The sequence below is a fragment of the Paenarthrobacter ilicis genome (assembly GCF_016907545.1).
GTDB classification, from domain to species: Bacteria; Actinomycetota; Actinomycetes; order Actinomycetales; family Micrococcaceae; genus Arthrobacter; species Arthrobacter ilicis.
The window spans coordinates 2918499-2935022 of record NZ_JAFBCD010000001.1 but is presented as its reverse complement, the minus strand read 5'-3'; the positions used below and the strand labels follow the sequence as shown (position 1 = coordinate 2935022).

The 16524-nt window shown below is 62.7% G+C and carries 13 protein-coding genes and 2 tRNA genes; 11 read left to right on the top strand and 4 right to left on the bottom strand.

The genetic code is table 11. The annotated features are described in order from the left end of the window. Window positions 1–25: 25 nt before the first annotated feature. Genes JOE60_RS13415 through JOE60_RS13405 form a run of 3 tightly spaced genes read right to left on the bottom strand, consistent with a single transcriptional unit; the run spans window position 26 to window position 3476 of the window. The gene (locus JOE60_RS13415) at window positions 26–1549 is read right to left on the bottom strand and encodes an APC family permease (protein WP_167263648.1); all 1524 of its coding nucleotides are present in this window, start codon (window positions 1547–1549) and stop codon (window positions 26–28) included. Next, the gene (locus JOE60_RS13410) at window positions 1546–2751 is read right to left on the bottom strand and encodes a glutathionylspermidine synthase family protein (protein WP_167263646.1); all 1206 of its coding nucleotides are present in this window, start codon (window positions 2749–2751) and stop codon (window positions 1546–1548) included. Before JOE60_RS13410 ends, JOE60_RS13415 begins: the two co-directional genes overlap by 4 nt. Before the next feature lie 2 nt (window positions 2752–2753). Then, a complete protein-coding gene (locus JOE60_RS13405) occupies window positions 2754–3476 on the bottom strand; it encodes a Tat pathway signal protein (protein WP_167263645.1) in 723 nt (240 codons plus the stop codon). A gap of 153 nt (window positions 3477–3629) precedes the next feature. Between JOE60_RS13405 and JOE60_RS13400 the strand changes: the two genes are divergently transcribed. From JOE60_RS13400 to JOE60_RS13365, 8 genes are all read left to right on the top strand, one after another. After that, window positions 3630–5159 (top strand): sensor histidine kinase, encoded by a 1530-nt coding sequence (locus tag JOE60_RS13400; protein ID WP_167263643.1) that lies wholly within the window; start codon window positions 3630–3632, stop codon window positions 5157–5159. Then, window positions 5156–5830: a response regulator gene (locus JOE60_RS13395; protein WP_167264193.1), complete on the top strand. Its 675-nt coding sequence runs from the start codon at window positions 5156–5158 to the stop codon at window positions 5828–5830. The genes JOE60_RS13400 and JOE60_RS13395 overlap by 4 nt, the downstream gene beginning before the upstream one ends. A gap of 16 nt (window positions 5831–5846) precedes the next feature. Then, window positions 5847–6500 carry an MOSC domain-containing protein gene (locus JOE60_RS13390; protein ID WP_167263641.1) on the top strand — a complete coding sequence of 218 codons (654 nt, stop codon included), beginning with the start codon at window positions 5847–5849 and terminating at the stop codon, window positions 6498–6500. Window positions 6501–6893: 393 nt separating this feature from the next. Next, the gene (locus tag JOE60_RS13385) at window positions 6894–9044 is read left to right on the top strand and encodes a DEAD/DEAH box helicase (RefSeq protein ID WP_167263639.1); all 2151 of its coding nucleotides are present in this window, start codon (window positions 6894–6896) and stop codon (window positions 9042–9044) included. Between the two features lie 249 nt (window positions 9045–9293). Beyond that, window positions 9294–9365, top strand: a tRNA-Thr gene (locus tag JOE60_RS13380). Window positions 9366–9425: 60 nt separating this feature from the next. Further along, window positions 9426–9499, top strand: a tRNA-Met gene (locus JOE60_RS13375). 59 nt (window positions 9500–9558) lie between these two features. Then, a complete protein-coding gene (locus JOE60_RS13370) occupies window positions 9559–10212 on the top strand; it encodes an SDR family oxidoreductase (protein ID WP_167263637.1) in 654 nt (217 codons plus the stop codon). Between the two features lie 134 nt (window positions 10213–10346). Continuing rightward, window positions 10347–11915, top strand: coding sequence for a Na+/H+ antiporter (locus JOE60_RS13365; RefSeq protein ID WP_167263636.1), 1569 nt, complete (start codon window positions 10347–10349; stop codon window positions 11913–11915). On the opposite strand, the gene JOE60_RS13360 is transcribed toward JOE60_RS13365, so the two are convergent. Next, window positions 11912–13147 (bottom strand): ROK family protein, encoded by a 1236-nt coding sequence (locus JOE60_RS13360; protein ID WP_167263634.1) that lies wholly within the window; start codon window positions 13145–13147, stop codon window positions 11912–11914. The two genes, JOE60_RS13365 and JOE60_RS13360, sit on opposite strands and share 4 nt — an antisense overlap. Before the next feature lie 239 nt (window positions 13148–13386). On the opposite strand from JOE60_RS13360, the gene JOE60_RS13355 reads away from it, so the two are divergent. From JOE60_RS13355 to JOE60_RS13345, 3 genes are read left to right on the top strand one after another with little or no spacing between them, the layout of a single operon-like run. Further along, entirely contained in the window at window positions 13387–14658 is a 1272-nt protein-coding gene (locus JOE60_RS13355; protein WP_167263632.1) for an extracellular solute-binding protein, read from the top strand. Window positions 14659–14681: 23 nt separating this feature from the next. Beyond that, window positions 14682–15587: a carbohydrate ABC transporter permease gene (locus JOE60_RS13350; protein WP_167263630.1), complete on the top strand. Its 906-nt coding sequence runs from the start codon at window positions 14682–14684 to the stop codon at window positions 15585–15587. After that, entirely contained in the window at window positions 15587–16507 is a 921-nt protein-coding gene (locus JOE60_RS13345) for a carbohydrate ABC transporter permease (protein WP_208381129.1), read from the top strand. The genes JOE60_RS13350 and JOE60_RS13345 overlap by 1 nt, the downstream gene beginning before the upstream one ends. The last annotated feature ends 17 nt before the right edge of the window (window positions 16508–16524 follow it).

Here is a 16524-nt window from a genome sequence, read left to right as displayed (position 1 = left end):
CAGCATCCTAGGCGCCCACCACTGCCTACTCGCCGCGGACCACACCCACCTCGGCGCGCTCACCGGTGAAGTAACCGCGGGTGGACGGAGCAAAGCGGCACACCACGGCAAGCACAACGCCGAGGGCCAACAGCAGCACACCACTGACGAACGCCCCACCGATGCCGAAGATTTGCGTGTCACCGTAGGCCGGATCCCACATCTGCACGGCCGAGATGAAGAAGGCAGCTGTCAGGGACACCGCACCAAGCAACGGGAAGATGCCGCGGAACCAGAGATTCCGTGCAGAATCCTTGAGCGTGGACCGGAAGAACCACACGCAGGAGAACCCGGTCAGGGCGTAGTAGAACGCGATGAACAAGCTGATGGCGCTGATGGAATCTGCCAGCAGGTTCTGGCTCAGGAAGCTCATGGCCACGTAGTAGACCACGGCTACCAGGCCCATGATCTGGGTGGAGAACCCGGGCGTCTGGAAACGCTCGTGGATCTTCCCGAAACGCGGCGGAAGAGCTCCGTGGACGCCCATGGACAGCGTTCCGCGGGCCGTCGGAAGGATGGTGGTCTGGGTGGACGAGAGCACCGAGGCCAGAACGGCCACAATGATCAGCCAGCCCCACGGTCCCAGGACGACGTTCTTCATGGCCAGGAAAACGTCATCCTGATTGGCCGTGTTGCCCAGTCCGATCCCGTCCGTGCCGATGGTTGCGTACATCATGACCAGCAGTGCAACGGAAACGTAGATTGCCAGCAGTACGGTGGCGGAGATGACGGCGCCACGGCCGGGGGTCTTCCCGGGGTTTTCGGTTTCCTCATTGAGGGCCAGGCAGGTGTCCCAGCCCCAGTAGATGAACAGCGCAAGGAGCACACCGTGAACCACTGCGCCCGGATCCGCGAACGCGCCGGCAGGGTTGAACCACTCGAAATCAAAGGCCTGGCCTTCGGGCGCTCCGCCGGCGATGCGGAAGACGATTGCCACTGCGAAAATGCCCAAGGAAATGTACTGGATGTACGTCAGGGTCCGCTGGACGTGTTCACCCAAACGGATTCCGCGGTGATTCACGTACGTCATGAACAGGATGAACAGGACACCGGTGGCGGTCACCAACCACGTGTTGTCCGCCAGGGAGCCGTCACCGATCAGCAGCCAGAGGTATTTGCCGGCGATCTGCGCCAAGTTGGCCAGTACCACCACACCCGCCAGGGCAACGCCCCAACCACCAAGCCACCCGGCCCACGGACCGAACGCCTTGCGGGCCCAGAAGAACGTGGTGCCGCAATCCGGCATGGCGCTGTTCAACTCGCGGAACGCGTAGGCGATGAAGAGCACGGGAATGAAGCCCAAGACAAGAATCAGCGGAGTGTAGTTGCCGTTGACGGCCACAATGAGGCCCAGGGTTGCTGCCAGCGAATACACCGGCGCGGTGGAAGCCAGGCCCAGCATGACGGAGTCACCCAGGTCCAGGATCCCTGCGCGCAAACCTTTGGAGGGGACGGCATCGGTGCCGCTGCCCGCAGGGCCGCCGCCCGGCGTCGAGATTTCAGTGCTCATAGTGTGGCTCCGTAAGCAGTAGCAGGCGGCGCGACGGGCGCCGGGGCATCAATGGTGTTGGGTACAAAGCGGCAGAAGTAGTCCGTGATGGGGCCGTCCGATTCACGGATGCCGCAGCCCACGGATTCACCGTCCACCACCCACAGGCCCAGGACCGGGTGGTTCCCGTCAAAGTCAGGAAGGGCATGGTACTGCTGGAAGCACCAGCCCTCACGGCCGTAGCCGCCGGGCTGCTCCATCTCTATGCCCGGGGCGTGGATACGGATGTTGTCCCCTTCGCGGCCGTGCAGGGGTTTGGCCACCCATTCCTTGAGGGGCCCGGGATCACCCAGGTAGGCAGGCAACAGGTTCTTGTGGTTGGGGTACAGATGCCACAGCGCAGCCAACAAGGCCTTGTTGGAGAGCAACATCTTCCATGCAGGCTCCACCCACCGGGGATTATGGGCACGCTGCAGGAGCCTCTGGCCAAAGGGCTCCTTCATCATCAGCTCCCATGGATACAGCTTGAACATGGTGCTGATCATGAAGTTGTCCAGGTCAACAAAGCGGTTCAGGTTGGGATCCCAGCCGATGTCCGACATGTTGATGCCGATGGTGGTCCATCCGCCCTGGCTGGCGACGTCCCGCATGTAAGCCGCCGTCATCCAGTCCTCACCGGATTCCTCGGCCTCTGAATGCGCCACATGAAGGGTGCTCATGCCGGTACGGAACTGCAACTTCTTCCACTGCCGGATCAAAGCCTCATGGATGCCGTTCCACTGGTCCTTGTCCGGGAAAACATCCTGCAACCAGAACCACTGGGCCACGGAAGCTTCAAGCAGCCCTGTAGGGGTATCCGCGTTGTACTCCAGCATCTTTGCCGGCCCACCCTGGCCGTCATAGATGAAGTCGAACCGGCCGTAAATGTCCATGTCCGCAGCCTGCAGCGATTCGCCGGCCAGTTCCAGGGCCTGCTGACCAATGCCGATGTGGCCCATGGCGCCCGTGGCCAGGTACTTGGCGGCCTCCAGGCACATGAGGTGCATTTCCTCGGCAGTGTGCTCCAGGGTCTCCACCTCGTCCACGGTGAACTCGTAGTAGGCGGACTCGTTCCAGTACTCGATCTTGCGGCCATCGGGCATGGTGGTGGTGGAGAAAACCAGGCCCTGCTCTTCTATCTTCTGTTTCCAGTCCGGCCGGGGGGTGGAGGGGAGTCGACGCACGCCTAGCCTCCCGAGCTTCCACTTTTGGAGCTGCTGCCGAATCCGCCGCGGCTGACGGTACCGCCCTTTGTGCTGTACCCCGTGGAGGATTTGGCGCCGGTGGGCACGTTCTTGGTGTAGCTCGGGTAGGAGCTCCTGTTCTGGCCCACTGCAGGCACACTGGCGCCACGGGAGTAGAAGTACCACGCGTACGCCCCGGAGCTCCGGCCGGCAGAGCTGCTGTTGTTGCACTGGGTGTCGTCTACGCGCTCGCCGGTTTCCTCATTGAAACAAACCTGCGCATAATCGGCTTCCTGCTCGTTGCTGGCCACTATCGCGGTGATGGTGCCGGCCAACAGGGCAGTGACACCCAAGCCCACCACAACGGTGCGGCGCTGCAGGCGCTTCTTCTTTTTGGCAGCGTCTGCGGAGCTGCGTTCGCGTTCCTTGGCGAAAGGGTCCACCACGGGCAGGGGCTGGCCAGGGGCATTGCCCGGGCCGGGGGTCTGTGCCGCTCCGGCGGGTACGGGCCGCTGCTTGCCCTTGTTCTTGGCCTTGCCCTGCTGGTTCTGCGGGGGCGCCGGTGCAGGCTCCTGCACCGGGGCGAACAGCTCGGGGTGCAACTCTGGTTTGGGCACCTGCCAGGGCGGGGGCTTCGGCGGGTTGTTGCCCGCATCAAAGTCAGAGTTGTTGTCCCTGCTGCCGCCGTTGTTTCCGGCTGCGTCAGGGCTGTCTTTCGGGCCCATGAATATCCCCCTGGATAGACCGTTGGTGTGCCCGGCACCACGCCGGACCAGAATGCTCAGAGCAAGCCTAGCCCTTAGTCTGCGCTACAAGCACTGATGACAGTCCCATATGGGGACAACTTCCCATCCCTGCCAGCGTGTAAGGATGTAGCCATGGCGGCACCTGAAGCAGAGAGCAACACCGGAGACAGTATGGTGCTGCGGATGCCTACCGTCCGCGGTATAGGCAGGGGGCGCGTTGCAACCGGGCTTGCCCTGGCCATAGTGCTGCCGCCCACGGTGGAATTGATGGTTTCCGTGACCGGATTCCGGAACTTCGCCATGATCATGCTCCTGCAGTTGGCGGTTGCCGTGGCCGTTGCGGCGATTGGCGGCTTGTGGCCGGCAGTGGTGGCCGCGGTGCTGGGCAGCTTCCTCCTTAACTACTTCTCCGCGGATCCCGTGGGTTCCCTCTCCATCGCCGATCCCACCACGCTGTTCACGCTGGTGGTGTTCCTGGCCGTGGCGTGTGGGGTCGCCCTTGCTGTGGGGCTGGCCAGCCGCCGGGCGCAGGAAGCGGCCCGGTCCGGTGCCGAGGCCACCGCCTTGAGTGAACTGGCATTGCGGATGCTCAGCTCGGACGGAAGCCTCGAATCGTTCCTGGAAAAAGTACGCAGCACCCTGGGCATGGACGCGGTGACCTTGCTGGGCGATCAGCCGCTGGGCCGGGAAACGCCTGCCGGAGGTTCCGCCCAAGGCTGGCGGGTGCTGGCGAGCGCCGGCCCGCAGCCGCCGGTGACGCACGGCGCCGCTGACCATGCCGCCGTCGTCGATCCGCATTACACGTTGTTGCTCCGCGGCGGTCCGTTGTCGCCCCACCATGAGCGAATGCTGGCGGCTTTCGGCGCTTTTGTGGTGGCGGTGCGCGAGCGGCAGCAGTTGGTGCAGAGCCGGCGGGACAATGTGCGGCTTGCCGAGGGCAACAAGATGCGTACGTCCATCCTGCGTGCGGTGTCGCACGATCTGAGGACGCCACTGGCCGGCATCAAACTGGCGGTGAGCAGCTTGCGGCAGGAGGATGTGGATTTCCCGCCCGATGTGGAGGGGGAGTTGTTGGAAACCATCGAAGACTATGCAGACCGGTTGGACCATTTGGTGGACAACCTCCTGGACATGTCCCGCATTACGGCGGATGCCGTGAATCCCTTGCTGCGTGGCATTGCCTGGGCCGATGTCTTGCCAACTGCATTGCGCGGCCTTGCCCGCGAGCGTGTGCGGAACGAACTGCCGCCCAACCTCCCGATGGTTCAGGCAGACGCGGGGATGCTTGAGCGCGTTGTGGCCAACATCGTGGAGAACGCGCTGAAATATGCGCCTGAGTCCGATGTCGTGCTGAGCGCCCGTGCCGGCGCGGGCATTACCTTGGGCGCCCGGCCTGCCAGTGAATTCCGCATTGTGGATGGTGGGCGGGGCATGGGCCAGGAGGAGGTCCTCACCATGTTCCAGCCTTTTCAACGGTTTGATGATGTGCCGGGCGTTGGCGCGCAGGGGAGTCCGGGAGCCGCCGGCGGAATCGGGCTTGGGCTTGCGGTGGCCAAGGGTTTCAGCGAAGCCATGGGCGGAACGCTGGTGGCGGAGCCGACGCCGGGCGGCGGGCTGACGTTGGTGCTCACACTGCCGCTGTGGACGGGGGAGCAGTTGTGACCATGGTGCTGATTGTGGAGGACGAGGCACGGATTGCCCGGGCCATGCAGGTGACGCTCCAGGCCCACGGATACCAGGCACTGACCGTGGGCAACGGCACGGATGCCTTGGAGGCGGCTGCCAAACAACCCGTCAACATCGTGGTGCTGGATCTGGGTCTGCCGGACATGGATGGGGTGGAGATCATCCGCCGCATCCGCGGCTGGAGCAGCATGCCCATCATCGTGTTGTCCGCCCGCCATGCCTCCGAGGACAAGGTGGAAGCGCTCGACGCCGGTGCGGACGACTATGTGACGAAGCCTTTCGGTTTGGATGAGCTGCTTGCGCGGCTGAGGGTGGCGTCCAGGCGCGCGGTCACTGAAGGCGAGGAGCCTACGTTGGCTACGGCCGATTTTGTGGTGGACCTTGCCGGTAAAAGGATCGTCAAGGACGGTGCCGAGGTCCGCCTGACTCCCACGGAGTGGAACATCCTGGAATTGCTGGTCCGTAACAAGGGCAAGCTGGTGAGCCAGCAGCAGATCCTCACCCAGGTGTGGGGGCAGGCCTATGCCAAAGAGACCCAGTACCTGCGCGTCTATATTGCCCAATTGCGGCGGAAGCTGGAGCGGGACCCAGCGGCGCCACGGCATCTGCATACGGAGGCAGGTATGGGTTATCGGTTCGATCCCTGACTCGTACACTGTTCCCATGAACCCCGCTTCCGTCCTTGCCGTGTGCCGTGTCCACCAGCTTCGTCCCGATTCCGGGAATGTTGGAGTGACGGCCATAGACAAGCGTCCGGTTGAAGGGCCGGTGAAGGTCCACAAACTGGGGCTCCACGGGGATGTGCAGGCTGACCGCGCCCATCACGGCGGCCCCGACCAGGCGCTGTACGCGTACTCACAGGCGGATGCCGACTACTGGTCCGGTGAACTGGGTCGGGAGTTGGCTGCGGGCTTCTTTGGCGAGAATCTTCGGGTTTCCGGTCTCGGGACTACCAGTGCCGTGATCGGTGAGCGGTGGCGGATTGGCCTGGACGTGGAGGTCGAGGTGACATCGCCCCGGACCCCGTGTGCCACCTTCCAACGAGCCATCGGCGAGCAGCAGTGGGTCAAAAGGTTCACCCAGGCCGGGAGGGTGGGCAATTATCTGCGGGTCATCACAACGGGGAATATCTCTGCGGGGGACCACATCCACCGCACCTTCGTGCCGTCCCATGGAATTACCGTGGGCCAATGGTTCAGTGAGCCGACTCCCGCCATGGTCCAAACCCTGCTGGATGCCGAGGCCGATGGAGAGATCCGGCTCCAGGACGAGTACCACGTGAAGTTCGCCAGGGTCCTCCAACGCAACGGGCTGTAACGGGCAGCCAAGCGAGCGGTGGCAGGCACCAAGGCAAATGTGAAGAAGCTCACCGGATCTTAACTCGCGGTGGTGCGGCCCATTGCCCTACACTTGAAATATCCCCCACTCCGGAAATCCCTTTATCCTGCCCAATTCTTGAGGCAGGACTGGTAAGTGTTGGGGCCCGCAAATGTGAGCGGGCATTTTCATAGGGAGAGCCGGCTAAAGAAAACGCTGTACAGACTGCTGGGATAGCAGCCAAGAGATGCAGCGGGAAGTCCTGCCATGGGATTGCGATAGCGCCGGACTTCTTGCGAAAGCAGGGCACCATGTTCTGTCATTTCGCGACGAGTACTGCGGCCAGCCCAACCGGGTCGCGCCGACTGCCCTATGGATGAGGAATTTCCCCCTATGACCGAAAATCTCAACGAAGACTTCGACGCACAGAACACCGTCTCCGCAGAAGCCGAGACCACCGCTCCCGCCGAAGCCGAAGCACCGGCTGCTGCCGCTGCCCCCGTCGAGACTGCTGCAGCCGAGACTGCAGCCCCCGCCTCCACCGACGCTCCCGCCTCCAAGGGCGAGGAAGACGAAGAAGGCATCCGCTTTGCCGAGCTCGGCATCGACGGCCGCGTCCTGGCCGCACTCCAGGATGTCGGCTATGAGAAGCCGTCTCCCATCCAGGCTGCCACCATCCCGCTGCTCCTTGAGGGCCGCGATGTAGTGGGCCTGGCCCAGACCGGTACCGGCAAGACCGCAGCGTTCGCTGTTCCTGCCCTGTCCCGCCTGGCCGAACTCCACGACCTCAACGGTCCCTCCCGCAAGACCCAGGCGCTGGTCCTGGCTCCCACGCGTGAACTGGCCCTCCAGGTTGCCGAAGCATTCACCTCCTACGCCAAGCACATCGATGACTTCACGGTTCTCCCGGTCTATGGTGGCTCGGCTTACGGCCCGCAGCTTGCCGGCCTTCGCCGCGGTGCACAGGTTGTTGTTGGTACCCCCGGCCGCGTGATCGACCACATCGCCAAGGGTTCCCTGGACCTGTCCGAACTCCAGTACCTGGTGCTGGACGAAGCCGACGAGATGCTGCGCATGGGCTTTGCCGATGACGTTGAGCAGATCTTCCAGCAGACCCCCGAGGACCGTCAGGTTGCCCTGTTCTCTGCCACCATGCCGGGCCAGATCCGCCGCATGTCCAAGCAGTACCTGAACAACCCGGCGGAAATCTCGGTCAAGTCCAAGACCACCACCGGCGCCAACACCCGCCAGCGCTACCTGCAGGTCATGGGCCCGCACAAGCTGGACGCGCTGACCCGCATTCTCGAAGTTGAAGAGTTCGACGGCGTTATCGCCTTCGTGCGGACCAAGATGGCTACCGAGGACCTGGCTGACAAGCTCAAGGCACGGGGCTTCCAGGCTGCCGCCATCAACGGCGACATCCCGCAGCAGCAGCGCGAACGCACTGTTGACGCGCTGAAGGAAGGCCGCATCGACATTCTGGTTGCCACCGACGTCGCGGCCCGTGGCCTTGACGTTGAGCGCATCAGCCACGTCATCAACTACGACATCCCCCACGACACCGAGTCGTACGTCCACCGTATTGGCCGTACCGGCCGTGCAGGGCGTTCCGGTGATGCCATCCTCTTCATGACGCCGCGTGAGAAGTACCTGCTGCGTTCCATCGAGAAGGCCACCCGCCAGCCGGTGGAGCAGATGCACCTGCCCACCGCCGAGACCGTGAACACCCTGCGCCTTGGCAAGTTCGCCGAGCGCATCACCGAGACCCTGGCGTCCGAGGATGTTGCAGCGTTCCGCGACCTCATTTCTTCCTACGAGGAAGAGCACAACGTACCGGCTGCCGAGATCGCCGCAGCCCTGGCCGTCATGGCCCAGGGTGGTCAGCCCCTCCTGGTCAAGGAACTGCCCGCAGCTCCTGAGTACCAGAAGCGTGAGCGCGCCAAGGACGGCTTCGGTTCCCGTGGCCCGACCCGCGCACTCACCGAGGGCAATGCAACCTACCGGATCGCCGTCGGACGCCGCCAGCGCGTCATGCCGGGATCGATCGTGGGTGCCATTGCCAACGAGGGCGGCATCTCGTCCGCACAGATCGGCGGCATCGACATCCGCTCGGACCACTCCCTGGTGGAGCTCCCGGCAGACCTGAGCCCCGAGCAGCTGCGCGCTCTGTCCCGCACCCGCATTGGTGGCGAACTGATCCACCTCGAGCTGGACAACGGCCGCAGGCCAAACAGCGAACGCGGCGGCTCCACTGGCGGTGGACGTGGTGGCTACGGCGACCGCGAAAACCGCGGCGGTGGCAACTTCAAGGGCAACGGCGGTTTCAAGAAGGACTTCCGCAAGAACGACGGCGAGCGGTCCTCCGCTGACCGGGGCGGACGCACCTACAGCGACCGTTCCGAGCGCACGGCAGGCAGCTTCGGCGACCGCGACCGCGGCCAGGCCAGCGGCTCCCGCTTTGGTGGCCACGGCGACGGCGCACGCAAGCCCCGCAGCGGTGGCGAAGGCGGCCACCGCGACTTCAACCGCAAGGGCAAGTGGTAAACACTCCCTCGTGGCTGACCACTGAGTAGTAGTTCCCATCAGGGGGCCGGCTTCCACGCCGGCCCCCTGATGTGTTTAACCTCTCCTTTGTCGAGATTCCGTTGGGGTGCACCGGGGCCCGGATGGGTCCGAAAAAGCCCGGAATGGATCATATTTTCCGGTGGTTCGCCAATTGTGTCGGAGCATTTTCAGCCGCTTTTTTCGCCGATTTGTAGCTTCTGAAAACGTCCGGTAGAGTATTTACTCGTTGCCCCCCTAGCTCAGTGGTAGAGCGCGTTCTTGGTAAGAACGAGGTCACCGGATCGATTCCGGTGGGGGGCTCTGGATGAGGGCCTGCGTCAAGGCGGTTTTGACCGGCTTGCGCAGGCTTTTCTCATCCGTGGCGGTGTAGCTCAGTTGGTTAGAGCGCACGACTCATAATCGTGAGGTCGGGAGATCGAGCCTCCCCACCGCTACAAAGGCAAGACCCCGCAGAATTTCTGCGGGGTCTTTTGTTTTGGGACAGAATGGGTCCATGAGTCGAATCGCAATCATTGGCGGCCACGGCAAAGTGGCCCTGCACCTTTCCCGCATTCTCAGTGACGAAGGGCACGACGTCACCTCCTACATCCGCAACCCGGACCACGCATCGGATGTCACCGATACCGGCGCATCTGCCGAGGTACTGGACGTGGAAAACTCGACGACGGCGGAACTCGCCTCTGCGCTCAGTGGGCACGACGCTGTGGTTTGGTCGGCCGGGGCCGGCGGGGGCAGTCCTGAGCGCACTTACGCCGTGGACCGTGATGCCGCCATCCGTTCCATGGACGCAGCGGCACAGACTGGCGTCAAGCGGTACGTGATGGTGTCCTACCTGGGCGCAAGCAAGAACCATGGGGTTCCGGAGGACAACTCCTTCTTTGCCTACGCAGAGGCCAAAGCAGCGGCCGACGACTACCTGCGCGGCACGGACCTTGAGTGGACGGTCCTGGGCCCGGGTACCCTGACGGAAGACCCTGCAAGCGGCCTGATCGAGCCGGACCCGGCAGATACCAAGGAGACCGGCACCTCGCGCGGAAACGTCGCGTTGGTGGCAGCAGCGGTGTTGGAACTGCCCGGGACCATCGGCAGGACCATTGAGTTCAAGGATGGCAGCCAGGACGTGGTGGATGCCCTGACGGGCGAGTGACAGCCGGGTGAGTGACAGCACAACTGAGCAGTGATGCGCAGATCTTTTGTTGTCTGACCTCCGCGATATGTTGGTAGGGATCTTTTTCGGGTTCTCCCGGCGGAGAGACTCGAAATATCTGGGGAAGCGGGATTATGGATCAGTTGGCGCTCATCATTGGACTGTTGCTGGCCACTGTGGTGGCCGTGGGCCTTGGAGACAGGCTCAAGCTTCCGTACCCGGTGCTGATGCTGCTGCTGGCTGTAGCCCTGACGTTCATTCCGGGGTTCCCGGAATTCGAAATTTCCCCTGAGCTGATCCTGCCGATCTTCCTGCCGCCGTTGCTTTTCGCGACCGCGCAGAAGAGCTCGTGGGCGGTCTTCCGTGTCCGGTGGCGGACACTGCTGCTCATGGCCGTTGCGTTGGTGGTGGTGTCCACCGCGGTGGTAGCGGGCGCCGCGTGGCTGATGATCCCGGGAATCGGAATTCCCGCAGCAATTGCCCTCGGCGCCATGGTGGCGCCCCCGGACCCGGTGGCTGTGGAGTCCGTTGCTGGCCGGGTGCACATGCCGCGCCGGCTCATCACGGTCCTTCAAAGCGAGGGACTGTTCAACGACGCCGCAGCTATCGTGATCTTCCAGGCAGCTGTTGCTGCCACCGTGGCAGGCAAGGAAGTCGGACCCGGCGTCATTCCCCAGTTCATCATTGGTGCCGCATTGGCCATCCTGATCGGCATAGCCATGGGCTGGTTGACCCGGTTCATCACCAAGCTGGTGACCTCCATGGTGGCGCGCAGTGCCATCACCCTGGTGGTCCCGTTCGCCGCGTACATCCTCGCGGAAGAGCTGCACGCCTCAGGTGTGGTGGCCGTCGTCGTCACGGCGTTGGAGCTTCAACGCCACACGCGTCCGCAGGACGCTGCTGAACGCATCACGCAGACAGCCTTCTGGGATGTGGTGGAGCTGCTGGCCACGGGTTTGGCGTTCGGCCTGGTGGGACTCGAGATCCGGCACGTGATTCGTGACGAGGGTACTGCCATCTTCGGGATGATCGGCATGGCTGTGGTGATCTGCGTGCTGGTCTTCGCTGTCCGGTTCCTGTGGTTGGGCTTGCTGTCATTGACGGCCCGGCGACGCCGGAACCTCCTGCCGACCTCGCCCAAGGAAGTCCTGATCCTGACGTGGTGCGGTATGCGGGGCCTGGCAACATTGGCGCTTGCCCTCGCCTTGCCCGTTACGCTTCCCGATGGCAGCGACTTCCCTGCGCGTCACGAGATCCTGGTGATTGCGTGTGCCGTACTGCTGGCGACGCTGGTGCTGCCGGGACTGACGCTGCCGTGGCTCATGAGGGTGCTCAAAGCAACGGAAGATGGCTCCCATGAGCAGGAGGCCGCACGCGTGCTGGCCAGGAGGGCGCAGTCCGCGGCTGTGGCAGCGTTGAAGGACCATGACCTGATGAAGGAGCTGCCGCCGGAGAAGGTGGCCTTGGTCAAGGAGAAGATGCGCCGCCTTCACGCTGAGTTGCTGGATGGCACCCTGCAGAACGAGACAGCTTCAGAGAAACGCAAGCGCGGACGCGAGCTGTCCATTGCAGTGCAAACCATCGCCCTGGACGCCGCCCGCCAGGAAGTCGTCTCAGCCCGTAACGAGCCGGGTACTGATCCCGAGGTGGCAGACCGCGTGCTTCGGCAGTTGGATCTCCGGACCATGTCCATGCCGGACTAGGTACCTTGCCTGCCGGCTGCCCCGTGTTTCGGCAGCGATGCCGGGTAAAGGTCCAAAGCATGCTCTTCAACGTAGTCCAGTGCGTGCCGGATTGCGCCCAGGGAGACTATCCCGTCGCCGAGGGGAGAGGTGGCCAGGCGTGGGGGAGTGTGCGTGAAGTCCGGAAGCGCTTGCTCCATGGCCGGCAGCAGTGCGTTGGCTGACGCTGCCACCCCGCCGGCAATGACCACGAGTTCCGGATTTACCAAGGTGCTGATGGCTCCAACCGCCCGTGCCATGCGCTGTGACAGCCGGTCGAGGATGCCAAGGGCGGCCCCGTCTCCTTCAGCAGCAGCTTGGAACACCATCTCTGCCGTCAGCACTGATGGATCCCCCCCGCTGAGGTCTTTGAGGTACGTCGGTTGCTTCGAGGCCAGTGCTTCCCGGCCCCAGAGCGTGGCGTAGTGGGCTATGCCGTAGGTGTCGCCCACCCCGTCCAGGTGGTTGAGGTAGCCAAGCTCTCCGAATCCGCCAAGGTGGCCGCGGAGCAGCCGGCCGGACTCCATCACACCTGAACCCAGCCTGTCGCCAGCAAGCATGACCACCAGGTTGTCCACGCCCGTGGCGGCGCCTTTCCAGCGTTCGGCAAGGGCAGCAAGGTTGGCGTCGTTTTCGAGCAGAACGTGCCAGCCGTAGCGTTCCGAGATCACCCGGCGGACATCAAAGGACTGCCAGAATTTTTGGACCGTGAGGACGTCACCGTCACGGCCAACCGGGGCGGCGACTCCTACCGATACGGCAAGGACGGAATCGGCCTCCACTCCTGCCTTTTTGAGGGCTTCCGCCGCAATGCGGCCCACCACGTCTGCGCGTTCGTCGGCCGCGATGGTATCGGTACGGAACGGCATGGTGACTTGCGACAGTGCCGTTCCGGCCATGTCGCCCACGATCGTGGTGATTTTGGTGGCGCCAATGTCGATACCCAGGACGCTGGCTGCATCGACGTTGAAGACAAAGCGGCGGGCCGGCCTGCCTTTGACGTACTCGCCGGTACCGCGCTGGTTCTCCAATTCCTGCAACCACCCGAGCCGCACCATTTCATCGCAGATCGAGATGACCGTGGCCCGCGAGAGTCCGGTGGCCTCCATCAGTTCGGTGCCAGTGAGCACACCGGCCCCGCGCATCACCTTGAGCATCGCGCCGGCATTGACCCGGCGCACCAGCTGGGTGGAAGGTGCAGTCCCAGTCAGCATGGGGAACTCCAGACTCTTTGGTTCGTCCTTCGGGAGCGATGGAACGATCCCTCTAAATTTAGTCCATAAATTTAGATGACGAAGCATTTCACGGAAAGGCTTGACGTTGTGGCGCGGATCACTCACCATTATCGACAGGTTATAAATTTACATCCTATCTAAACTTCTCCGCGCTCACGTGCCGCGGGGCAGGGCACGGCGGCCACTGGGGTCCGCATGACGAAAGGACCACGGAGTCTGTGAAACCTACACGCAAGAAACGCCGGGCGGCGGTGACCCTTGGGCTGGCGCTGGCATTGCTGGCCGGCCTCCTCACGGGGTGCACCGGGGGCCAAGGCAAGGAAACCATCCGTTTTACCTTCAGCAAACGTGAAGCTATCGGCTTCATGACCAAGCTGGTAGCGGAGTACAACGCTTCGCAGAGCAACACCGAAGTTGTCCTGGACACCTCCGGCGTGGACGTGGTCTCGGCCAGCTTTGTTCGGGGCAACCCGCCGGACATCGCCTTGGCCAACTACAACATGGAGACGTCCCGGTTTGTCCAGCGCGGTGCCCTGAGTGATCTTTCCGATACCGGGGCTGCCACCCGCATCCGTGAGGACCTCAAACCCCTGATGGACCAGTACGGCTCCTATCAGGACCGGACCAGCGCGCTCCCGTACTCCGTGATGGCGTCCTCGGTCATTTACAACAAGGAGATCTTCGCCGCCAACAACATCAAGATACCCACCACGTGGAGCGAGCTGACGGCAGCTTGCGAGAAATTGAAGGCTGCGGGGGTCACGCCCTTTTATGCCACATGGAAGGACGACTGGACCATAGCCCAGGGCTGGTTCGACTACTCCGTTGGCGGCCAGGTGGACACCCTGGACTTCTTCGACAAACTTGCGGCGGAAGGCACGGGTGTGGGACCGGAGTCCGCGGTTTCCTTCCGCAAGGACTTCGAGCAGCCCGTGGCCAAGATGCTCAAACTGGCCTCGACGTATGTCAACAAAGACGCTGCCAGCAGGGCCTACGGTGACGGTAATCTGGCCTTCTCCCAAGGCAAGGCTGCAATGTACCTGCAGGGACCATGGGCCTTCAGCGAGATCGCCAAAACGGCCCCTGATCTGCAGCTCGGTACTTTTCCCCTGCCGATGACCGAGGATCCCCAGGACCTGCGCGTCCGCGTCAACGTGGACCTCGCGGCATGGATCCCGGAAGCATCAAAACACAAGGAAGCTGCGCGGGACTTCCTGGAGTACCTCTACCAGCCGGACGTTATTGAGGCCTACAACAAGTCGCAGCTGGGATTCGCCCCCACCAAGGACTCAGCGGTGGTCCCGGATCCCCGGATTGAGGGCATGGTGCAGTACTACGACGCCTCGCGTGTGTATCAGGGACCATCCGTCCTGGTGCCAAAGACCATCCCGATCATGAACTACACGCAGGCACTCATCTTCGGCGCAACGCCGGAGTCCACCCTCAATACACTCGACGCAGATTGGGCGCGCCTGGCTTTCCGCCAGTAGTGCCGGACCACGGAGTCATCACCATGTCCCAGATCACCACATCCTCCACCACCGCCGGGCAGCGGCGCAGCAAGCGCCGGGTCGAGCCCATTTTTTACCTTTTCCTGGTACCCAGCCTGGTCCTGTTCACCCTGGCCATCACCGTCCCGGGCATCGTCGGCATCTTTTTCAGCTTCACGGATTCCATTGGAATCGGTGACTGGAAATTTGTGGGCCTGACCAACTACATCGCGATCTTCAGCGATCCCGCGATCCTCCAGAGTTACCTGTTCACCTTCGGGTTTTCCATCGTCACAGTCATCGCGGTCAACGTGGTGGCCTTCCTCCTGGCGGTGGGGCTGACCTCCCGGATCCGGATGAAGTCCGCGCTGCGCACCATTTTTGTGATTCCGATGGTGGTGTCCGGCATCATCATCGCCTACGTCTTCAACTTCCTGTTTTCCAACTCGCTGCCATCGCTCGGCGCCGCGGCCGGAATCCCGTGGCTGGAGAGCAGCCTGCTGGCCAATCCCGATTTTGCCTGGGTTGCCATCGTGCTGGTCACGGCCTGGCAGGCTGTGCCGGGGGCGCTGCTGATCTATATTGCCGGCCTCGTTGCGGTGCCCGGCGACGTCTATGAGGCGGCGGAGATCGACGGCGCCAGCAAGTTCCAGCAGCTGGTCAAGATCACGCTCCCATTGGTTTCCGGTTACGTGGTCATCAATATCATTCTTGGCTTCAAGGGCTTCCTGAACGCCTACGACATCATCGTCGGGCTGACCAACGGTGGCCCGGGAACCTCAACCAGAAGCATCGCGATGACCGTCATCTCGGGCTTCAATGGCGGCGACTACGCCTACCAAATGGCCAATGCCACGATCTTCTTCGTGGTGGCAATCGTGATCTCTCTTGTACAGCTTTCGCTGACACGCGGACGGAATGCACTGTGATGACCAACCAATTGACCCCCGGCAAGACCACCTCCACCGAGCGCACAGCAACGTCCACCTCCACCAAGCCGGCGTCGCCCGGCAAGTCCGGTTCCACCGTGGAGCGGGTGAACTGGTCCGCCACCACCATTCTGGTTCTGTGCGCAGTGACAGTGCTCCTGCCCCTTTACGTCACTATCTCCATGGCGTTCAAGACGCAGGGCCAGGCCGTGGATGGAAATGCCTTTTCTTTCCCGGCACCATTGAGCATGGACGGCTTTGTGCAGGCCTGGACCCTGACCAACTTCCCGGTGGGTGCTGCCATGTCCTTGCTGGTCACCGCCGGCACGGTATCCGCGACCATCATCCTGGCGGCTTTCGCCTCCTACGCGATTGTCCGCAACTGGGAACGCAGGCTGTTCCGGTACTCGTTCTTCTACCTGTTGGGGGCAATGTTCATTCCCTTCCCAGTAGTGGCGCTGCCGCAGATCCAGCTGACGGGCCGTTTGGGCCTGGACAATCCGTTGGGCGTGATCCTGCTGGCCACCATGTTCCAGTTGAGCTTCAGTGTCCTGTTGTTCACGGCTTTTCTGCGGTCGATTCCCATGGAGTTGGAGGAGAGCGCCAGGATCGACGGCGCCACCACGTGGCAGACCTTCTGGAAGCTGATTTTTCCCTTGCTGGCGCCGATGAGTGCAACCGTGGGCATCTTCGCCTTCCTTTACGCCTGGAATGACTTCATGATGCCGTCGCTGATTATTTCCGATCCGGCACTGCAAACACTGCCTGTCCGTCAGAACCTCTTCCAGACCCAGTTCAGCAATAACTACCACGTGTCCTTTGCGTCCTACTTGATGGCCATGGCACCCGCGATTGTTGCGTATTTGTTTACGCAACGGTGGGTCATGGCCGGCGTTACCCAGGGCGCGGTGAAGGGCTAGCCCTGTTGACCTTCAAC

Excerpts from the sequence above, each read along its gene's own strand:
- JOE60_RS13370 (WP_167263637.1), top strand. The coding sequence starts at position 9,559 with ATGAGTCGAATCGCAATCATTGGCGGCCACGGCAAAGTGGCCCTGCAC.
- JOE60_RS13350 (WP_167263630.1), top strand. The coding sequence starts at position 14,682 with ATGTCCCAGATCACCACATCCTCCACCACCGCCGGGCAGCGGCGCAGC.
- JOE60_RS13400 (WP_167263643.1), top strand. The coding sequence starts at position 3,630 with ATGGCGGCACCTGAAGCAGAGAGCAACACCGGAGACAGTATGGTGCTG.
- JOE60_RS13385 (WP_167263639.1), top strand. The coding sequence starts at position 6,894 with ATGACCGAAAATCTCAACGAAGACTTCGACGCACAGAACACCGTCTCC.
- JOE60_RS13345 (WP_208381129.1), top strand. The coding sequence starts at position 15,587 with ATGACCAACCAATTGACCCCCGGCAAGACCACCTCCACCGAGCGCACA.
- JOE60_RS13405 (WP_167263645.1), bottom strand. The coding sequence starts at position 3,476 with ATGGGCCCGAAAGACAGCCCTGACGCAGCCGGAAACAACGGCGGCAGC.
- JOE60_RS13365 (WP_167263636.1), top strand. The coding sequence starts at position 10,347 with ATGGATCAGTTGGCGCTCATCATTGGACTGTTGCTGGCCACTGTGGTG.
- JOE60_RS13390 (WP_167263641.1), top strand. The coding sequence starts at position 5,847 with ATGAACCCCGCTTCCGTCCTTGCCGTGTGCCGTGTCCACCAGCTTCGT.
- JOE60_RS13415 (WP_167263648.1), bottom strand. The coding sequence starts at position 1,549 with ATGAGCACTGAAATCTCGACGCCGGGCGGCGGCCCTGCGGGCAGCGGC.
- JOE60_RS13360 (WP_167263634.1), bottom strand. The coding sequence starts at position 13,147 with ATGCTGACTGGGACTGCACCTTCCACCCAGCTGGTGCGCCGGGTCAAT.